The 20,064-nt window shown below is 45.2% G+C and carries 16 protein-coding genes and 2 pseudogenes; 12 read left to right on the top strand and 6 right to left on the bottom strand.

Annotation, left to right across the window (positions count from 1 at the left end; translation table 11 throughout):
• Positions 1-526 precede the first annotated feature (526 nt).
• The 4 genes and pseudogenes from QT994_RS21015 to QT994_RS21000 form a co-directional block, all read right to left on the bottom strand.
• Positions 527-700 (bottom strand): annotated as a pseudogene (locus tag QT994_RS21015) (IS5/IS1182 family transposase); the annotation flags it as partial.
• Between the two features lie 118 nt (positions 701-818).
• Positions 819-1,037 (bottom strand): annotated as a pseudogene (locus tag QT994_RS21010) (hypothetical protein); the annotation flags it as partial.
• Positions 1,038-1,556: 519 nt separating this feature from the next.
• Entirely contained in the window at positions 1,557-1,766 is a 210-nt protein-coding gene (locus QT994_RS21005; RefSeq protein WP_333177797.1) for a hypothetical protein, read from the bottom strand.
• A 466-nt stretch (positions 1,767-2,232) separates the two neighbouring features.
• On the bottom strand, positions 2,233-2,844 hold the full coding sequence (locus tag QT994_RS21000) for a thylakoid membrane photosystem I accumulation factor (protein WP_333177795.1): 612 nt from the start codon (positions 2,842-2,844) through the stop codon (positions 2,233-2,235).
• Between the two features lie 322 nt (positions 2,845-3,166).
• On the opposite strand from QT994_RS21000, the gene QT994_RS20995 reads away from it, so the two are divergent.
• On the top strand, positions 3,167-4,069 hold the full coding sequence (locus tag QT994_RS20995) for an undecaprenyl-diphosphate phosphatase (protein WP_333177793.1): 903 nt from the start codon (positions 3,167-3,169) through the stop codon (positions 4,067-4,069).
• Between the two features lie 698 nt (positions 4,070-4,767).
• The gene (locus QT994_RS20990) at positions 4,768-5,913 is read left to right on the top strand and encodes a hypothetical protein (protein WP_333177789.1); all 1,146 of its coding nucleotides are present in this window, start codon (positions 4,768-4,770) and stop codon (positions 5,911-5,913) included.
• A 14-nt stretch (positions 5,914-5,927) separates the two neighbouring features.
• Here the strand turns inward: QT994_RS20990 and QT994_RS20985 are convergent, their stop codons facing one another.
• Complete coding sequence (locus tag QT994_RS20985) at positions 5,928-7,064, bottom strand: tetratricopeptide repeat protein (protein WP_333177787.1); 1,137 nt, start codon at positions 7,062-7,064, stop codon at positions 5,928-5,930.
• Positions 7,065-7,375: 311 nt separating this feature from the next.
• On the opposite strand from QT994_RS20985, the gene QT994_RS20980 reads away from it, so the two are divergent.
• From QT994_RS20980 to psbM, 6 genes are all read left to right on the top strand, one after another.
• Positions 7,376-7,567, top strand: coding sequence for a hypothetical protein (locus tag QT994_RS20980; RefSeq protein WP_333177785.1), 192 nt, complete (start codon positions 7,376-7,378; stop codon positions 7,565-7,567).
• A 142-nt stretch (positions 7,568-7,709) separates the two neighbouring features.
• Positions 7,710-8,477 carry a methyltransferase domain-containing protein gene (locus QT994_RS20975; protein ID WP_333177782.1) on the top strand — a complete coding sequence of 256 codons (768 nt, stop codon included), beginning with the start codon at positions 7,710-7,712 and terminating at the stop codon, positions 8,475-8,477.
• A 72-nt stretch (positions 8,478-8,549) separates the two neighbouring features.
• The gene (locus tag QT994_RS20970) at positions 8,550-9,935 is read left to right on the top strand and encodes a TIGR03279 family radical SAM protein (protein WP_333177780.1); all 1,386 of its coding nucleotides are present in this window, start codon (positions 8,550-8,552) and stop codon (positions 9,933-9,935) included.
• A 141-nt stretch (positions 9,936-10,076) separates the two neighbouring features.
• Positions 10,077-11,978: a TolC family protein gene (locus tag QT994_RS20965; RefSeq protein WP_333050365.1), complete on the top strand. Its 1,902-nt coding sequence runs from the start codon at positions 10,077-10,079 to the stop codon at positions 11,976-11,978.
• A 148-nt stretch (positions 11,979-12,126) separates the two neighbouring features.
• Entirely contained in the window at positions 12,127-12,423 is a 297-nt protein-coding gene (locus QT994_RS20960; protein ID WP_333050366.1) for a 2Fe-2S iron-sulfur cluster-binding protein, read from the top strand.
• Between the two features lie 204 nt (positions 12,424-12,627).
• Positions 12,628-12,741: a photosystem II reaction center protein PsbM gene (psbM, locus tag QT994_RS20955; RefSeq protein WP_006631488.1), complete on the top strand. Its 114-nt coding sequence runs from the start codon at positions 12,628-12,630 to the stop codon at positions 12,739-12,741.
• 121 nt (positions 12,742-12,862) lie between these two features.
• Here psbM and QT994_RS20950 read toward each other — a convergent pair whose 3' ends face one another.
• Positions 12,863-13,714, bottom strand: coding sequence for a universal stress protein (locus QT994_RS20950; protein WP_333050367.1), 852 nt, complete (start codon positions 13,712-13,714; stop codon positions 12,863-12,865).
• 141 nt (positions 13,715-13,855) lie between these two features.
• On the opposite strand from QT994_RS20950, the gene QT994_RS20945 reads away from it, so the two are divergent.
• The 4 genes from QT994_RS20945 to QT994_RS20930 all read left to right on the top strand — a co-directional run bounded on the left by QT994_RS20945 (position 13,856) and on the right by QT994_RS20930 (position 19,977).
• On the top strand, positions 13,856-14,356 hold the full coding sequence (locus tag QT994_RS20945; protein WP_333177777.1) for a thioesterase family protein: 501 nt from the start codon (positions 13,856-13,858) through the stop codon (positions 14,354-14,356).
• 142 nt (positions 14,357-14,498) lie between these two features.
• Complete coding sequence (locus QT994_RS20940) at positions 14,499-15,563, top strand: DMT family transporter (protein WP_333177774.1); 1,065 nt, start codon at positions 14,499-14,501, stop codon at positions 15,561-15,563.
• A gap of 23 nt (positions 15,564-15,586) precedes the next feature.
• Positions 15,587-16,762: an ATP-grasp domain-containing protein gene (locus QT994_RS20935; protein ID WP_333177772.1), complete on the top strand. Its 1,176-nt coding sequence runs from the start codon at positions 15,587-15,589 to the stop codon at positions 16,760-16,762.
• 191 nt (positions 16,763-16,953) lie between these two features.
• Complete coding sequence (locus tag QT994_RS20930; protein ID WP_333177769.1) at positions 16,954-19,977, top strand: right-handed parallel beta-helix repeat-containing protein; 3,024 nt, start codon at positions 16,954-16,956, stop codon at positions 19,975-19,977.
• Positions 19,978-20,064: the final 87 nt, after the last annotated feature.

The raw sequence follows: 20,064 nt of genomic DNA, 5'->3' as shown, positions 1-20,064 counted from the left end.
TCTTATAACTAACTTTAAAGATTTTCATTAACTTTTCATTGTTGATATTTTGTGAAGCTAAAATCAGAAAATGTGCTCTTTGGCGCACTTGATGATGTCTGCTTTCGCGATAAATTCGGTTTAGCAATTTTAAAGAAAGTGGATTAATATCTCGAAGTAAAAACATATAAAACCTCTTTGAACACAACTTGATATTTTTAATTATATCATATTAGTTTTTTGTGTAATTAATTTTGTGTGACTACTTACAACTTAGCCCTGTTTCTAGCTCTCGTTGTCCTTTTCTGATGGTATCTCGACACCACCCCAGTTCTGTTTGAGCTTGGCGTTGACCTCCTGTGCCTAATTCTTGGACTATCTGGGCCATAAATCTTCGCCGCTGTGTACCTTTGAGCGTTTTCGCTGTTTGCCACAGACAAGCTTTGAGGGTTTCAGTTAGTTCTAGCACGTTGAGTTTTTTTGTGCGTTTAGCCTTAATTGAGTTTACACTCTCCGGGGACTGGAAGAGTTTATTTCTTGGATGTCCCTTAGCAGGGGCCCCCCTTTCTGTGGGGAAGTTTTTAGCATATTCTGTTTCAAATTCTGACCACGGGATTAGTTCGGCCATTTTTACCCAACGGTTAAGGAGTGACAATTTTCCACATGAGGGGAGTTCAAAGTCGGAAGGTGAGGGGTGAGCAAGCTCAGCTTTTTTGTACACGATCGCAGGTGGTGATGCACGGGTTTTGACCTATTTTACCTGTTAATCTTGCACTTTTTTCTCGATCGCGCGAGCGAAAACCCAGACCACGCAATATGCGAGCGATTATTCAGCAAATCCTATTTAATAATCTAGTTAATTCTGTTACTCCCGCTACATTTCGCCATAAGAGACTTAATATTGCTGCCATCATTAATGGTAGTGTCAGAATCCTATCTCTTAAATTTAGTTGGCGATAAAAAGTTTTTTAGGCAGCCATTGCTGGAATTAATAAATCTTCCAGGTGATTCGCGATCGCTTCATTTTCTATTTGGGGACTATTTTTTTTTCTTTGCATGATCTCGGTTAATTCTTTTTTTGCTACTCCTAACTGGTTCAACTATGGCTCAACTGCTTGCCAGATAGATGTTTCAGCCTATTTTACCTTTTTGAGTTTACCTCTTGACAATTTGCACTTTTTTTTAACTTGTCACAAATGATCAGGGATTGAAACGCTAAGGGCGATCGAAATAATGCAAAGACTAGCCTAGAGCCGGAAAATACCTATTTCCCCATCTAGGGCGTGAAACAGAAGCTGGATGGGAAGATCAACGATCGCACTCAGAAAGCGGGTTTTTGTGCTAGCATACTTCCCAACCCGCACACACAGCAAAAAACCAGCTTTCTTGGATTTTGATGCCTATTCCTCTTAATATCCTAAAAACTCAGCCGCAATTAACCCAAAACCCTATCAGGGATTTTTTGTCAACCTATCGATCCAACTTGCATAAAATGATACCCGCGTGTCGCCGGAAATTCTCCCCAAACTGCCATTATCGTCAATTTTATCAATATCGCTGATGTTTGTTTTGAAAAATCATCGATCGCTATAACCCCAACAACTAATCCCCGCAATCTTCCCGCCAACAAACGAAGGCCCGCCCAAATCTCCGCTAGCCGTAGCTATCTCATTTTTCCCTAAACCGCGATCGGGAAACCTGGGAAAATGCCTCCGCAAAGCATCGTGTTCGCTAGTTTTCGCGTCCAAATCAAAGATTAATTGACTTCCAAAAATTAATTCCGACATATCTGATTATGTAGAATATTTCAAAACATCAATTAAAGCATCATAGCGATTCTGTCCGCTCTATCTTTTTGCCTCAGAAGCCAAACTTTCAGCTTGTCTCTTTCCACCTAAACCGATATATCCATCTCCCATTTTTATCAATACTTTGCCCACTTCGTTTTTATTTCTATTTATCTCGTACTGTTCCCTACTTTGCGGCGCCATTTTTTTCAGCTTTAATATCGTTTCCGATACAACCGGAAACGATATGAATTGGTTAGATAGCTATTGGCAACCTGACTGGTTTAATAAGTCCGGCCTCGCGAGTATTTCGTTTGTGGAAGTTAGCTTATATCGTTTCCAGTTGCATCGGAATAATAAAATCTAGTCAATAGTTAACACTCAATCATTCAGTTTTTCGACCCCTCCTTCTACAGTCAACAATAATTCCTGTGCAACCGGAATTGATATTACTTATTGCACGATTTTACTTCGATAATTCGACATTAAGTTCATTCACGACGCGGCGTTTGAGCGGAAGGGATTTTTCTCGGGGCAGCAAATCAAATACTTTCCGAAAAGCATCATCTACCTGTTCAAATGGTATTTGTCCTTTCTCATTAAAAACTACTTTTCCCGATTGGTCGAGGATGAGAGTTTGGGGTACGAAACCTTCGTAATAATGGCTAGGTTCTGTGAGTTCCGGTGACGGTTTGGGAGGCAAAGAGTCAACTGTTATGGGCATAAAATCGGCTTCGCGGCCGTAAAATTCCTGGAGTTGAGAGACGACGATCGCGTATTGCTTGGAGTCACTGCTGTCGTCAGTGTAAAACACTAACAATACGGGTTTATTGCGTTTGAAAGAATCTGCAAGCTTGACTTTAGGAGGAACTAGGGAACCGTTGCCGGCGTAGAGGGCATAAATAGTACCGTCAAAGCGATCGTCGGTGAGAGTTGCTAAGGCGGGCGCCGTGCCACTTAGCAGTATCAAGCTAAGTGCGATCGCGACTGTTACAAGACTAGCTGACAAGATTCGCTTCAGCAAGCCCAGGCCAGAAGCAGGAGTAACAAGTGAATTTTTGATCTCAGAAAATATCATAGGTTGTTGGCAGTTGCTGTAAGGAAAGCGAAATCAGATGCAAAAACTTTCCTAATTTTATCAGCAAAGTGTGGGCAAATGTTGGTGAGTAGGTTAAAGTAGTTTCGGCTCGACTATCATAAATTGCTAATAGTGGCGGTCGCCAAGGCAATTATACTGACCGAAGAGCACTATTTGCGATCGGCTTTTCAGGGGCGGGATGGAAGTGTCCGCACCACAATAAAATTTATTTGTGGTGGGGTGGGCTTCTAGCTTCCCAGAAGGGTGCAAGATATTAAATTCAACTGATTACTAGAAACAGACAACTGGGAATTTACAACTAATGATAGCTTTGCTTGACGCACTCCTCGCCCAAACGCCCGCTGCTGATGTTTCCGGGCCCACTCAAATCAATCTGTTGCAGGCGATTGTGTTAGGAATTGTACAGGGATTAACAGAGTTTTTGCCCATCAGCAGCAGCGCTCATTTGAAGGTAGTGCCGATCGCCCTTGGATGGGGCGATCCGGGGGTTGCTTATACTGCTGTAATTCAGTTGGGCAGTATTGTGGCAGTGCTTTGGTATTTCTGGAAAGACTTGACAACTATAACTTTGGGTGCTGTAGATGCCGTGATGCGACGCGACTACGAATCGCAAGAGTTTCGGATCGCCTTGGGAATTGCTTTGGGAACAATACCTGTAGTTTTTTTTGGGCTGCTAATCAAGATATTGGTTCCAGATTTTGACAAGTCGCCGCTAAGAAGTTTGGCCAGCATTGCCATTGCTTCGATCGTCATGTCGCTGCTGTTAGCAATAGCAGAAAAAATTGGCAAGCGCAATCGCACTTATGAAAAATTAACTGTTCAAGACGGTATTTTGATGGGATTAGCTCAAGCAATGGCATTGATTCCGGGGTGTTCGCGATCGGGTTCCACTCTAACAGCAGGATTGTTTATAGGATTGGAAAGACCTGCCGCCGCGCGGTTTTCTTTTTTGTTGGGAATTCCGGCAATTACTCTGGCTGGATTAGTGGAATTGAAGGGTGCTTTAGGAGAAGGAATCGGCGATGCTGGAGTTGCAGCTTTGATAGTGGGAACGATTTCGGCATTTGTGTTTTCTTATTTGTCGATCGCGTGGCTGATGAAGTTCCTGCAAACTCAAAACACCTGGGTGTTTGTGTGGTACAGGTTGGCTTTTGGCGTGGCAATTTTAACGGCGCTCGCAGGTGGGGCAGTGCGAAATATATAAAATAGAAATTCCCTAGCCGTAGGAGCGACTTATGTCGCTCTGAACTCGGTCTAATTAATAACTGGAACGCCAAATTACCCTCTATTTTTTTGTAATACTCAAATAAAAAAAACGCAAAGTTAACGAATTTTTTGATAGTTAAAACTCTATTTATATAGGGCAAATTGAGATAAAATGTGCGTGCTTTTAACGAGGAAGACTAATGATTTATCTCCGTCTTTTATTTAATTTTATCTTAAGACTCTTCTTTGATTTACATAACCCATTCACCCGCCCTGTAGTAACTAATAAAAGGCAGAAAAACAATTAAATTATCTGAGTATGATAATGTTTAATTAGAACCTAAACTTCTTTTTTAAGAAGTTTAGTTTCTAATTATTCTCTTTTTTAGCGCTTAGTAGTGCGATCGACCTTTCGGAATTTTTGGCAGCTTATTGAAGTTTTCTCAAATTGTTAATGGCTTTTTGATAGTTATCTTGATCACCTTGCTGCTGAAATAAGTCTGCTGCTTTCTGAAAGTCTTGCATCGCCCCGGGCTTGTCTCCCTGACAGGTGTAGGTTTTTTACGACGGGGTAGTATGAAGTCAATTAAACCAGGCGAAAATAAGGGTGATTAAACGAAACACGTGGCTGCGGGAAAAACCTCTATGGTCAAAAATAAGCATCTCAAGGATTGGTCATGTATCGTGTCCAAACAAATGCCTCAGCTGTCCATACCTCAAGCGATTGGCTTAGCGACTTGGAGCTTCGGTGCAGTCATGACCAAATCTAGTAGCTTAACCCAAGTTTCGCATTTGATTGCCCAGCTCAACGGAGAAAAGCCGAATACAGTCCGTCAGCGATTAAAAGAATGGTATCAAGAAGCCCCAGCTAAAAAAGGACTTCATCGTCGTGAGTTGGATGTGAGTGGTTGTTTTGCTCCATTAATGTTGTGGGTGCTAAGTTTACTGCCGAAAAATGTTGAGGATATTGCCTTGGCATTGGATGCCACTAGCATCGGGGATAAATTTACAGTTCTGTCGATGAACATCTTATTGGGTGGGTCGGGAATTCCTGTAGCTTGGTGTATTGTCGGAGCCACAGAGCCAGGAAGTTGGAAACCTCATTGGCAAAAACTGATTTCTCAGGTTCAAGGTGTGATTCCGGCAAACTTTAGGGTGATAGTTGCGGCTGACCGAGGGTTGTATGCTGATTGGCTATATCAATTGATTGAAAGTGTGGGCTGGCATCCATTTCTACGTATCAACCATCAAGGAACTTATCGTCTGCCCTCTCAACAGACATGGCAGCCACTGGCACATCTAGTTCGTCAAGGTGGACAATCGTGGTCTGCCGAAGTCGTGTGTTTTAAAACTAATCCTCTGTCTTGTACACTCCTAGCTCGTTGGGATCTAGACTACAAAGACCCGTGGTTGATTCTGACAGACTTCAAACCGGAAGAAGCAAACGTTCTTTGGTATGGACTACGTTCTTGTACCGAATGTGTTTACCGCGATCTCAAATCAGATGGCTGGCAATGGCATCATACCCGTTTACTCTTACCACAACGAGCCGAACGAATGTGGTTAGTGCTGGCTGTTGCCACTTTGTGGATGGTGATCCTGGGTGGCACTCACGAAAATCAATCACTTGCCTCAAATTTTCAACAACTTCCCCCTGGACATATTGCTTTAAATCAGCCTCGGAGCCTCAAAAAACAGCGTCATTTGTCTTGTTTTCTTCTCGGCTTTGTGAGTCTGATGGCTAATCTACTCAACAATATTCCGATACATCTTGAGCGTTGGAGATCCTTCCCTCAAACTCCTGTGGATGCCTTTTATGCTTGTAACTCCTCCTCGTTGTAAAAAACCTACACCTGTCAGGGCTTGTCTCCCCCTTCAGCGCGGGCAATTCCCCGGCTCAAGTAGGCGTCGGCTAAATTAGGATCGATTCGCAAAGCTGCGGTGTAATCGGCTATAGCACCCTTTTTGTCTCCTAAACGAGAGCGGGTAACGCCGCGGTTTAAGTAGGCATCGGCTAACTTAGGATTAATTTGCAAAGCTCGATTGTAATCGGCAAGTGCACCCTGACGGTCTCCTAAATCATCGCGAGCGTTCCCCCGGTTCGTGTATGCTTCGGCAGAGTTAGGATTGATTCGCACAGCTTCGTTAAAATCGGCTAAAGCACCCTGATTGTCTCCTGAAACATAACGGATAATCCCCCGGTTGTAGTAAGCAAGAGCATCGTTAGGATTAATTCGTAAAACTTCGTTGAAATCGAGGATCGCACCTTGCTTGTCTCCTAATTTAGAGCGCACCATTCCCCGGTTTTTGTATGCAGAGGCATAGTTAGGATTAATTCGCAAAGCTTCGGTGTAATCGGCTACAGCAGCCTTGTTATCTCCCAAACGATAGCGGGTAACTCCCCGGTTGTAGTAGGCTGAGGCATCGTTGGAATTAATTCGTAAAGCTGCGTTGTAATCGGCTATAGCGCCCTCCCTGTCTCCTGAGTCATCGCGGGCATTCCCCCGGCTGATGTAGGCTTCTACATAGTTAGGATTAATTCGCAAAGCTTCGTTGTAATCGGCTACAGCACCCTTATTGTCTCCTAAAGCATAGCGGGCATTTCCCCTGCCGTTGTAGGCTTCGGCATAATTAGGATTAAGCGCAATTGCTTGAGTGTAAGCGGCTATAGCGCCTTGATAATCTCCTTTTTCATACTTTTCCTCACCCCGAATAAAGAAATCTTCAGCTTTTTCCCCTGGCGCCGCAGACGCACTCGGAATCTTTACCCCTACATCCACTTGAGCTGATGCTAATAATCTCAAACTGGTATTAATCGGAATCCCGTGATTGAAAACTGGTTCTCCGTTCAGAATCCCAGTGCTAAAATATTTGAGACTACCGTTGCACAAAAAGCTATGATTTCCCGCACGGCTGGGTTGACAAAAGAGCGCTGTTGTGCTGGCAGAAACAACTAACCCTGTCAGGAGTCCCGTCAAAATTTTGAGTTTCATAAATACATATTTTTGATACATCCTCTCACAGCCAAGCTAAATTTACAACCCAGGACTGATCCTGATTGTAAATGCGATCAACCTTAGCAAACTATGTCAATACCGAAAAAAGGAACAAGAAAAATAATTGTTGATAGGGAGCCTTTCATCTGGCTAATCCGAAGACAAGCTACTAATAGGCAAGCAGACTACGGTTGCGGAAATCTTCATGTTGCTGTCCCACACGCTGAAAAACCGGGATCGGTGTTAGTTATATCACCGATCGACCTCATCCTCAAGGTTGGAGTGAAACTAACTGTGAATGGATACCGGTGAAACCTCGATATGGAGCGCCACCAGAAGTAAGAGTGTGGGAGATTATTTCCACGCAAGAAGTGAAACCCGTAACACCCTCTCATGCAGCACAATGGATACAACAAGCAGTGCAACTTGGATGGCAGCCTCCGCTACCCGGAATCACTTTTAAGGTGCGGATTGCAGGACTGTTTATGGAAAAAATATAATGCTGTATATTTAGCAACCCGACAAGTCAATTCTGTTAAAAACAATTCACTCGCCTCGACTGGCAGAAGCGATCGCCCGATCGCCAAATTTAGCCTAGACAAGTTAAACTGTAAACATTCTCCGCTAGCCACATCCTAAACTATGACCGCACATCAGGAATCCATCATCGACCAGTTCACTCGTCAGGCAATTCCCTTCTCTAAATTGTACGCTCACACAAATCAAGAGTCTCTGTACCTGCTGAGAGAAATGGCGAGTGTATCTGACAAAGACACAGTTTTAGATGTTGCTTGCGGTTCAGGTATTGTTAGTTGTGCTTTTGCGGAAGTTGCCAGTCACGTTACTGGCATTGATATCACACCAGCGATGCTCGAACAAGCTCAGATTATGGCGCAACAGAAAAACTTGATTAATCTGTCCTGGCAACAAGGAGATATTGAAACACTACCATTTCCCGATGCTAGTTTTTCTCTTGTTCTGAGTCGTTACGCTTTCCATCATTTTTTGCAGCCAGATGTTGTTCTATCAGAGATGGTTCGGGTATGTCGTCCAGGTGGTCGAATCCTGATTGCTGATGTTGCTTTGCCACCGGATAAAGTGAATGCTTATGACCGGATTGAGAAGTTGCGCGATCCCTCTCATACTCGCGCCTTGACTCTGGAAGAGTTTCCAAAATTAGTCGCAGATGCCAATCTTCAAAATGTTAAATTGGCTTTTTACAAGGTAGAACTTGGGCTAGAACAACAGTTAGCTGCTTCTTTTCCCAACCCCGGCGATGACCAGAAAATCAGAGAAATTTTTAGAGAGGATATTGGTGTTGATAGTCTCGGAATTGGCGCGCATTTTCGAGGCGAGGAAATTCATTATGCGGTTCCAATCGCTGTCATCGTTGGCGATAAAAGAGCCTAAGTTTTATCAACTCAAAACAAGTGTAACAGAGTCCCACTAATAACAAAAACTAATTGGGAGTCACTAATAAATATGAGCGAATTATCAACCAGACCAGCCCTAATCACCAAAGTTATCCCCGACAGCATCGGCGCCGAAATCGGATTTGAAGCAGGAGACTCAATCGTCGCCGTCAACGGTCAAAAACCCCGCGACTTGATCGACTATCAATTCCTGTGCGCCGATGAATTTCTCGAATTAGAAGTATTAGACACTAAAGGCAAAACTCACAAGTTAGAAATAGAAAAAGAGTATGACGAAGACTTGGGAGTGGAATTTGAAACTGCTCTTTTTGATGGACTAATCCAGTGCAACAATCGCTGCCCTTTTTGCTTCATTGACCAGCAGCCTCCGGGAAAGCGCGAAACTTTGTATCTTAAAGATGATGACTACCGCCTCAGCTTTCTTTATGGTAGCTATCTCACTCTCACAAATCTGACTCAAAAAGAGTGGGACAGAATCGAACAAATGCGGCTTTCTCCTCTCTATGTTTCGGTACACGCTACCGAATCGGAAGTACGAATTAGGCTGTTAAAAAATCTCCGCGCTGGCAAGATTCTAGAACAAATTAAATGGTTTCAAGAACGCCGCTTGCAAATTCACGCTCAAGTAGTTGTTTGTCCTGGTATTAATGATGGCGAACATTTAGAACGCACTTTGTTAGATTTGGCAAAGTTTCATACCGGAAATATTCCCGCTGTAGCATCGGTGGCTGTAGTGCCAGTGGGTTTAACTCGCTTTCGCCCTGCCGAAGATGAACTGATCGCAGTAACTGCGGAAAAAGCGCGAGAAGTAATCGAACAAGTGCAGAAAATTCAAGGGCTTTTGAGTACAGGAAAAGGCGGCAAAAAGGCGAAAAAGCAGAATTCAAAATCGCGCTGTATTTGGCTGGCTGACGAGTGGTTTTTAATAGCGGGTTTAGATTTGCCGTCGGCTGAAGATTACGAAGATTATCCGCAAATTGGTAACGGTGTCGGTTCTATCCGCCAGTTTATCCAGCAGTTTGAAACGGCTTTTGAGAAGCTGCAACCGATGCAAGTCGAGCCGCCGCGCAAGTTAGTTTGGGTGGTGGGGAATGCTGTAGAAAAAGCTTTTGAGCCGATCGTACAACAACTAAACCAAATTCCCGGCTTGTCCGTCAACATGGCAGCACTGTGCAGCCACTACTGGGGACAAACTATCACTGTTACGGGTTTGCTCACCGGGCAAGATTTACTCGAAGCTTTGCAGGGGCGAGACTTGGGAGATGGTATCCTGCTGCCGTCGGTGATGCTAAAACAGGGGGAACCGCGTTTTCTCGACGACATGACCCTCCAACAGCTCGCCAGCTCGCTGAAAACCCGGATTTTGCCGGTGAGCGGAGTAGAGGAACTAATCTCGGCGGCGATCGGTCTGGCAACTGCTGAAGTTAAATTCTAAATTTTGAATCGAACATTCAAAAGTTAAGATGAGTATGGTAATTGTGACTTGTAACCGTCGAGTTCAGGCTACAGACTAGAAACTTGAGACCTCAATCTTGCTCTAAAATTGTCTCTAGGATTGCAGAGTAATTAAAAAATTATGCGTGTTTTTCGTCAAATCGTGGTAGTCGGAGTAGGCGCTGCAATTACTTTCAGCAACGCCCCACAGAGTGCTTCAGCACAGCCTCCGGCTCAATCTCAGGACAGTCCCGCCCTTAGCAATCAGCTCGTCGAATTAGGGCAGAATATTCGATCGACCTCGAACACAGCGCCAGAATCAGCATCAGCACCCGAACAGTCGATCGCCCTTAACCCTAAAACCTCCGAGTCTCAGCAGCAAGGGGGAGCAAAGATCGCATCAACTCGAACCCAGCCCGAGCAAGCATCAAAGCCTCAACAGGCTGCTCCGGCTTCCCCATCAACTCTATCTCAGGGCGGTTCAACGCCTCCGCCTCTAAGAGGCTTGGAACCGAGAGAGACTCAGCAGCCTTCTGGGAACCCTCCCAACAATATTCCTGTGCCCAGTTCCCCGGTACCGATTCTCCGAGGCACTCCGAACGAAAGTTTCCCTCCTGTGCCCCCGAAGGGCATTTTAGATACTAAGCCTCCGACTTCCCTGGAACCCAACCCGAATCCGCTGCTGTTTCCGACAAAGCCAGAGGATGTCAGGATCGAGCAAACTGAATCAATTACCTTGCAGCAGGCGATCGACCTCGCCCGCCGCAACAGCCAAGTTTTGCAAATCGCCGGAAAGCAAGTGGAACAAAGCAGATCTGCTTTGCGCGAACAGCAAGCTGCTCTTTATCCAGACCTGAATTTTCAAATGGACGCCAGCCGTTCTGTAAGTGCAGGCGGAGAACTAGGAATCCGGGCTGCACAGCGCCGCCTCAACTCTCGGGCTAACGGAACCGGGCAGCCCGCCCCCCAAGCCGGCACAAATTTCGGCAGCAACAGTCTCAACAGCACTTTGCAGTTGAGCTATGATGTCGATTTGTTCGGAAGACGGCGCGCTAACATCCGCGCTGCAGAGGAACAGTTGCGCCTTCGGGAACTCGATGTGGAACGCCAAGCCGAGCAACTCCGCTTCGACACTGCTGAGGCTTACTACAACTTGCAAAACTCAGACGGACAAGTTGCCATCCGCCAAGCTTCGGTGAGAAATGCCCAGCAAAGTTTGCGGGATGCCGAAGCTTTGGAACGGGCAGGGGTGGGAACCAGATTTGCTGTGTTGCAGGCTCAGGCAAATTTGGCTAACGAAGTGCAACAACTGTCAGTTGCTCGTCGTGATCAGCGAGTTGCCCAGCGGCGTCTGGCTGAAATTTTGAATATCAGCCAGTCAACGAACTTGACAGCGGCTGACCCGGTAGAGCAAGCGGGATCTTGGAGGCTATCTTTGGAAGAGAGTATCGTGCAGGCTTTTAAGAATCGCCCCGAGTTGGAACAGCAGTTGGTGCAGAGGGATATCAGTAAGCAGCAGAGGCGATCGATTCAGGCGGGGCGTTTGCCTCAACTGAGTGTTGGGGGTAGTTATAACGTCCTGGGACAAGACCCTGACGACCCCAACCCGTATGCTACTCGCGGCTGGGCGGACGGGTATTCGATCCGGGCGAGCCTGACTTGGAGTATCTTCGATGGGGGCGCGGCGAACGCGAGGGTGAGACAGCGAAATGCTGATATTACGATCGCCGAAAGTCGATTTGACCAACTCCGCAACCAGGTTCGCCGGGAAGTGGAACAAGCTTATTTTGGCTTGGAGTCGAGTTTTGAGAATATCGAAACTTCAGAGGCGGGGGTTTTGCAGTCAAGGGAAGCTCTGCGTCTGGCCCGACTGCGGTTTCAAGCTGGCGTGGGTACTCAGACGGATGTGATTCAGGCGGAAACTGATTTGACTAGGGCTGAGAGAAACCGATTGTCGGCAATTGTCACCTACAACCTGGGACTTTCGTCTCTCCAGCGGGCTGTGAGCAATCTTCCGACTAATAACCTCTCGGATGCTCCTTAAGATTCGGTTGGGACGATTCCCTAAGGGATAGCTACACTCGCGCGTACCTTTAATCACAAAGGCAATTAGACATCGGGTATTAAACGTCCGACACATTAGTTAATATTTTGTAATAGAGTTCGATGTCAACTGCGTTAAGGAATCGGCAATGGCCAATATCAAGTTTGTGAAGGAAAATCAGGAAGTCATCGCAGCAGACGGAGCCAATTTGAGGCTCAAAGCTCTAGAAAACCGCATCGATTTGTACACATTTTCGGGAAAGATGATGAATTGCGGGGGCTACGGTCAATGCGGCACCTGTATTGTGGAAATTGTCGAGGGAAGTGAAAATCTGTCGCCCCGGACTGACTTTGAGAACCGCAAGCTCAAGAAGAAGCCCGAAAACTATCGGTTGGCTTGTCAAGCTACGGTCAACGGCCAGGTGAGCGTGAAGACTAAGCCCTAACTGCCAGTGGGTATTGGGCATTGGCCAAACAGGGCATTGGGCATGGGACAAAAGGAAATAAAAATTCTTGGATTCTGAATTTTGATTTTTTACCTATTCCACTGTCTAGTGCTGGCTTCTGCTGTATTCAAGTTTGCCTTCTACCTTTGAGTGATATCCTAGTTGTGTGTATTTTCCTATTTTCCGATAGAGGCGAGCGTCTTCATGGAAGTTAACGATTTAGGGTTTGTGGCAACCATTCTGTTTGTATTGGTTCCCAGTGTTTTTCTAATCATTCTGTACATTCAAACGGCTAGCCGTCAAAGCAGAAAAGATTAGCAACTGCTGTTGTTTCTGTCTGGTGCAAGCTGCTTGCAAAAAAAAGCGCCAACAGCTTTTTGCTGAGGCGCTTTTTTTGTTAACTGTTGAGTGTTAGCTGCTAACTGTTAATGATGAGATTCTAGCCGACTGTGCGGGCTAGCAAGACGGGACAGTTGGCATAAACTCGCACGTAGTCTGATAGGGAATTTCCCAGGAGTCGATCGATATCCACAAAGTTTTTGGCAACGTTAGGCCGCCGATCTGGGGAACCGAGCACCAACAAGTCGGCATTCAAGTCGTCTGCAATTCGACAAATTTCTTCCCCTGGCTTGCCTGTAGCACTCACGCAGCGGTAGCTAACTCCCATTTGTTTCGCTAGTGCTACTGCTGGGGCTAATACGGCGTCTTTTTCAGCACTTGCTGTTAAATCTGTGCTGGCTTTTCCCGTCAAATCTTTGGTGACGTGTACTAAAATTATCTCTCCGCCACTGACTTCTTTGACCAAAGATAGCGCAAGCTGTAATGACTGTTTGGCAGCTTCTGATTTGTCTACCGCCACCATGACGCGCTTGATTCTTTTGACGTAGATGTCGTCTTTTACTAACAGCATCGGTCGGGATGTTAGCTGGAAAACGTACTGGCTGACTGAGTTTTCCAAAATCGATTGCAGCCGTCCGAGTCCCCGCGAACCCATGATTACTAAGTCGGATTGTTCTTCTTCTGCGACTTGGCAAACTGTTGTTTTGGGATCTCCCTGTTTGAGTCGAGGATTAACTCTGCTGGGATCTATTTTTAAAGACTGGACTGCTTGTGCTAAAATCTTTCCTCCTTCTTCCAACTTCTCGGCCATGCCATCGGATGTTACTTGGGGCGGCACGACGTGCAAGACGGTGACAGAGGTTTTTTGCAAGGAAGGGATGTCCATCAACATATTAAACATCTCTTCGCACAAGCCGCGACCGGCGACGGCTACTAAAATTTTTTCTATCATGGTTTTGGCGGTAAAAACAGTTGAGTTTTCTTGTGCGACGTTAAACTAGGGCGTTGGTACTCTAGTTTCTTACTGTCAAGCATAAGCCTGAAGTTTGACTTATGATTTATAGAAATGTAGCGTTTTGGAACAATTTGTAACGTGTTAGAGAACGATCGAACTCAACCAGAACTCGCACCGGCTGGTGCTATTCAAAACCGGCGCGGGATGGACTCGGAGGGCTGGTTTGAATATTTGGTGCGAGTGTACCCTCACCATACTGACTACAGCGGTGCGGTTTGGCACGGTACTTATCTGGCTTGGATGGAGGAGGCTAGGGTGGAAAGTTTGCGCTCTCTTGGCATTCAGTATGCAGACTGGGTGGCGCAGGGTTTGGAATTGCCTGTGGTGGAACTTTCCCTACGCTACCACCGGGCTGTACAAATGGGTCAATCTGTGGCAGTCAGAACGCGGATCGCTGCTACTGAGGGTGTGCGGCTGCTTTGGGATTACGAAATTCGATCGGCTGATACTCAGGAGTTATATGTGACAGCACAGGTAACTTTGGTTGGTGTCGATCGCGACAAGAACAAGATTATCCGCCAATTGCCGCCGGCGCTAAAGGAGGCCTTGACGAGGCTTTCTGTTAAACCTTCAACCTAAACTGCTGTTAACTAAAAAAAATAGTTGGTACAGCCCTAGTAAGTAGAGTGCGTGACTTTTGAGTCACTCCATTCGTCGCCCAGATTTTCTTTCGTCACGCACCCTACACAACTACCTTCTGCCTTCATTGGAAATTTTAATAATGTCAAAAAAACTGGAATTGCCAGAGCCCAATATTGAACTTCAGGCCAAGATTTGCGAGGATAATGAGTTAAACTCCGCTTTAACAACTGAAGAAAAGACAAGTATTGTTTCTAGAAGCCCGGAGAATTTAAAAAACGGTGAATTAGCTGACAGTCAAGGTAAATTTTGGGCGATCGTTTCGCTGTCGGCGGCGCTGCTAGCGGTGTCGCTGGCTGCGATTTTTATTAGGTTGAGCGAACGGGAAATCAGCCCGAATGCTACTGTTTTTAACCGTTTGTGGATAGCAACTGTAGTATTTGGAGTGTGGAATGGTGCGGGTGCTGCGCGTCGCCGAATGTCTGGGGAACAAGTTGAAGAGCGATCGAGCTACACTCTGCAGGATGTGATGCTGTTAACAGCCGTAGGCGTGGTTTCTTCTGCTTCTGTGGGTTTCTGGGCCTGGTCACTGAGTCAGACCAATGTCGCTAATTCTACTGTACTGCGAAACTTAACTCCTTTATTTACTACTTTCGGGGGATGGCTGCTGTTGGGGCGGCGCTTTGACAACAGGTTTTTGGTGGGACTGGCGGTGGCTTTGTCTGGCGCAATTGCGATCGGAATGGACGATTTGCAAACTGCTGGAGACAATCTTGTCGGCGACATTGCTGCTCTTTTATCGGCGATGTTTTATGCAGGAAATCTGCTCATTTCAGAACATTTGCGAACCAAGTTTCCGGCAACCACTATATTGATGTGGCGCTGTTTTATTGGCAGTATATTGGTTTTGCCACTGGTTCTGCTGGCGGGCGATCGAGTTTTCCCTTATTCTGGGCAGGGATGGCTGGCTGTAATTGCTTTGGCGGTGATTTGCCAAGCTTTCGGTCAGGGACTGCTTATCCACAGTCTAGGTCGTTTATCCTCGGAATTTGTAGCTTTTTTCCTGCTACTAGAACCCGTAATTACGGCTATTATGGCTTGGGTGCTGTTTTCGGAAAGTTTGAGCTTGTTTAATTGGTTGGCTTTTTCTGTGGTTTTGGCGGGAATATATTTGGGAAAATCTAGCGGTTCTGTCGCTCAAAAATGAAACACAAAGGAAAAAATACTTAAATGATTCCAACATCAATTGGCATGAATCGCTGGCATTATGACTTTAGTTTGCTGCCTCACTATTTAGAGGTGCTGTTTGCTAAATTGCGGATTGCTGTAGTGTTCGGCGGCGACTGCGGTCGCCCTGGTTCTGTGATTTACAAAACTCACAATCCCCGCGCTTGGAAGAGTTACGAAGTCGTCGCCCGCGAGATTGCTAAAGCCTTAGCAGAAATTGGTTTTCAGCAAGTCTTTGTCATGCCTGATGACATGAAGTTAGGCGAACAACTAAAACAAAAAAATATCCATTTAGTGTGGATGAATACTGGCGGAGTCCAGGGCTATAATCCTGTTTGTCACACTCCCGCATTGTTGGAAATGTTGGGAATGCCTTATGTCGGTCACAATCCTCTAAATAGTTCAATTTTAGATAACAAACACGCTTTTAAACGGGAACTGCAATCAGTTGGAATTAAAACCGCTCCGTTTATGACATGGCATCCTTCTCAAGGGATTTTGCATCCTCATTTGCACCAGCGTTTTGCCATTGCTTTTGGTGACTATCAAGGGCCGTTTGTTGTTAAGCCAGTATCCGGTCGCGCTTCCCTGCACGTTCATTTTGTAGACAAGATTGAGGGTTTGTCTCAGGCGGTTTCGGAAGTTCACCGAGACACTCACAATACTGCTTTAATTGAAAAGTATTTGCCTGGTCGAGAATTTTGTGTAGCGGTTTGTGGCTATGTTAAATATGCTAAAGGCGGTTTCTCTAAAAATACAAAACCTTTGGCTTTTTCGACGATAGAGCGGGTGCTGGAGCCTGACGAACGTATCTTTACTTCTATGGATCAAAAGGCGATTACGGCCGACAGAGGACGGTTGATGGGGGGTGAGGAACCTGAACTAAAACAAGAGTTAATTGAGTTAGCTCGAAAAATTTATTGGGAGTTTAGTTTGAACAGTTTGGTGCGGATAGATGTCCGAAGTGATGCTGATGGCTCACTTTATGTTTTGGAAGCAAATCCCAAACCGGATCTGAAACATCCAGGGGAAAATGTGACGAGTTTGGTAGCTTTAGGTTTGGCGGAATACGGAATGAGTTATAACGATTTAATTTTTAGTTTACTGGCGGATAGGTTGGATTATTTGTTGACTCAGCATATCGAAATTATTCCTCATATTGTGGATTTGCTTCATTAATCGGACTTGCAGGGTGCGCTGGGCGCACCTTACCTGTCAACAAAAGGGATTTGTAAAGAAATATAAATTGTTGAGCCAAGTGAACACAGGCTGGCAAGTTGTGATAGCTTTGAGTAAGATAGCGAGTTGTGGATGTCCATTTTTTTGGTCAGCATCAAAATCACTAAATTTATATTAATTGGATAAAACAAATGGAAGCATTACTTTTATTAATAGGAGTTGGAGGCGGGGCATTAGTCTGCTGGCTAATTTTGAATAAGCGAAATTCACGCAATTTGGTGCGGATGCAGGGTTCGCAGGAGGCTATATCGAATTTGGCGGCTCAGTTGGATGCGCGAAATTCGGAATTGCGGCAAAAGGTGCAGCATGAAAATCAGCTAAATTCTGAATTGTCGCAGTTGCAAAATCGGTTGGAAACTGTGACTCGCGAGCAAGATTTTTTAAAAAATCAAGTGGCGGAAATGGAAGGATTTTTGGCAGGAATTGCCCAGGATCGATCGCAAATTAATTCTCTGATTGCTGATTTGCAGTTTCAGCTAGAAAATGCTCAGCAAGCTGAGTCGCAGTTAACCGAAGTGGCAGAACTTAAATATCAGTTAGAAGTTGCGGAGCAGGAGCGATCGCAACTTAACGCTCAATTGCTGGAAATGCAAGCCGAGTTAGAGACGGTTGATGCAGAACGTTCTCAATTTCACGCTCTGCTGTCGGAATTTGAGAGTCAGTTGGAAACGGCTAGCCAAAGCAGATTGCAGGTACAGTACCAGTTGTCAGAAATTCAAATTAAGTTTGATCGCTCCATAGAAGAGCGGGAGCAACTTCAGTCTCAACTGTCGGGTTTGCAAGCTCAACTGCAATTAGTCGAAGCAGAGCGATCGCAATTTACTTCGGAATTGTCAGATCTACAAGTTCAATTGGAGAGTGCAGAGCAAGAACGCGAAATACTCAACTCTCAATTACAAACCCCTCGCGAACAAGCACAGGAACCTCCATTTGAATTATTAGAACTGCAAAGACAGTTAGAAGCTGCTAATCTGGATAAAATGCAGTTAAACTCTCAAGTTCATGAACTACAACTTCAATCCGAAATGGTTGTTTTAGAGCGAGAGAGACTGTTGTCTGAGTTGTCAGAATTGGAGTCTCAGGTACATCGCCAGGAGGGAGATAGCTCGCAACTCCAGTCTCAGTTATCAGAACTGCAAGCTCAATTAGAAACGGCTAACACAGAACGCTCGCACCTTTATTCTCAACTGTCGGCATCCCAAGGTCAAATCGAGACAGCCAACCAGAGCCAAACTCAACTTCAATCTCAAGTATCCGACTTAGAAGCTCAGCTAGATAGTTTGAGTCAAACTCGCTCTGAATTAGAATCTCAGCTAGAAACAGCTAACAGAGAACGCTCGCAACTTTATTCTCAACTCTCGGAAATTCAAAGTCAAGCCGAGACAGCAAACCAAAATCAAAATCAACTTCAATCTCAAATCTCGGAGTTAGAACACCAGTTAGAAAGTGTGCGTCAAAATCGCTCGGAATTGGAATCTCAACTCACTGCTCAAATCTCGGAATTGCAAAGTCAAACCGAGACAGCCAATCAGAATCAAAATCAACTTCAATCTCAAATCTTTGAGTTAGAACACCAGTTAGAAAGTGTGCGTCAAAGTCGCTCTGAATTGGAATCTCAGCTCACTTCTCAAATTTCGGAATTGCAAGGTCAAATCGAGACGGCAAATCAAAATCAAAATCAACTTCAATCTCAAGTATCAGAGTTAGAAAATGAGCTAAATAGCTTGCGTCAAACTCGCTCGGAATTAGAAGTTCAGCTAGAAACTGCTAACACCGAACGATCGCACCTTTCTTCTCAACTCTCGGAATTGCAAAGTCAAATCGAGACAGCCAATCAGAATCAAACTCAACTTCAATCTCAAGTATCAGAGTTAGAAAATCAGTTAGAAAGTGGGCGTCAAACTCGCTCTGAATTAGAATTTCAGCTCACTTATCAAATTTCGGAATTGCAAAGTCAAATCGAGACGGCAAATCAAAATCAAAATCAACTTCAATCTCAAGTATCCGAGTTAGAAAATCAGCTAAATATCCTGCGTCAAACTCGCTCGGAATTAGAAGTTCAGCTAGAAACTGCTAACACCGAACGATCGCACCTTTCTTCTCAAATTTCGGAATTGCAAAGTCAAATCGAGACAGCAAATCAGAATCAAACTCAACTTCAATCTCAAGTATCCGACTTAGAAAGTCAGTTAGAAAGTGTGCGTCAAACTCGCTCTGAATTGGCATCTCAGCTAGAAACGGCTAACAGAGAACGATCGCACCTTTATTCTCAACTCTCGGAAACTCAAAGTCAAATCGAGACAGCAAACGAGAATCAAGCTCAACTTCAATTTCAAGTATCCGAGTTAGAACACCAACTAGAGACAGTTTATCAAGAACGCTTGCTGCTAACCTCGCAACTTTCCGAAGCGGGCGATCGACAATCTGAGCATTTTGACTCGGAATCAGGGCAAATTGAAGCATCTACTTCTGAATCCAAAGTTTTGAAGAGTCAAAACTTTGTTGTTTCTCAGCAGGGTCAAGGCGATTATACTACTATTAGCGAAGCGCTGAAAAATGCAGCACCGGGCACGCGCATTGACGTGCATCCAGGCGTTTATCGCGAAAGTCTAATTCTCGACAAATCGGTAGAAATTATCGGCAGCGGAGAGGTTGATCGCATTGTGATTGAAAGTATCAACTCAAACTGCATTAAAATGGCAACTGATACTGCTTTAGTGCGGGGTTTAACGCTGAGCGCCACTGGGAAATATTACGCTGTAGATATTCGCAAAGGCGAGTTAATCATAGAAGACAGCGATATCACTTCTGCGGACTATTCTGTGGTGGGAATTTGCGGCCCTGATGCAAATTCTATCCTCCGCCGCAGTCAAATTCATGATGGGGTATGGAACGGAATTTTTATATCGGATAATGGGAAAGCAACGGTAGAAGATTGCAGTATTTTTGACAACGGCAGCTTAGGAATAGGTGTCGGATTGGGAGGAAAATTAATCGTGCGTCGGTGTCGGATTAATGGTAATGAAGGTGAGGCGATCGCCGTTTACAGAGATGGCATTGCTACCGTGGAAGATAGCGATTTAACGGGCAATGCTGGGGGTGCTTGGCGCATTGCAGATAACGGATACTGGAACGGCAAAGGCAATCAAGAATAGAAGAAGGAAGAAGGAAGAGGGAAGTTCGGCAACGGATTCTGTAACGGATGTAACGGATGTCAGGAAGAAGGAAGAGGGAAGAAGGAA

Source organism: Microcoleus sp. S13_B4, from assembly GCF_036700885.1.
Lineage (GTDB): Bacteria > Cyanobacteriota > Cyanobacteriia > Cyanobacteriales > Microcoleaceae > Microcoleus.
Note: the sequence above shows the minus strand (reverse complement) of the source record. Positions and strands in the feature narration are given on the sequence as shown.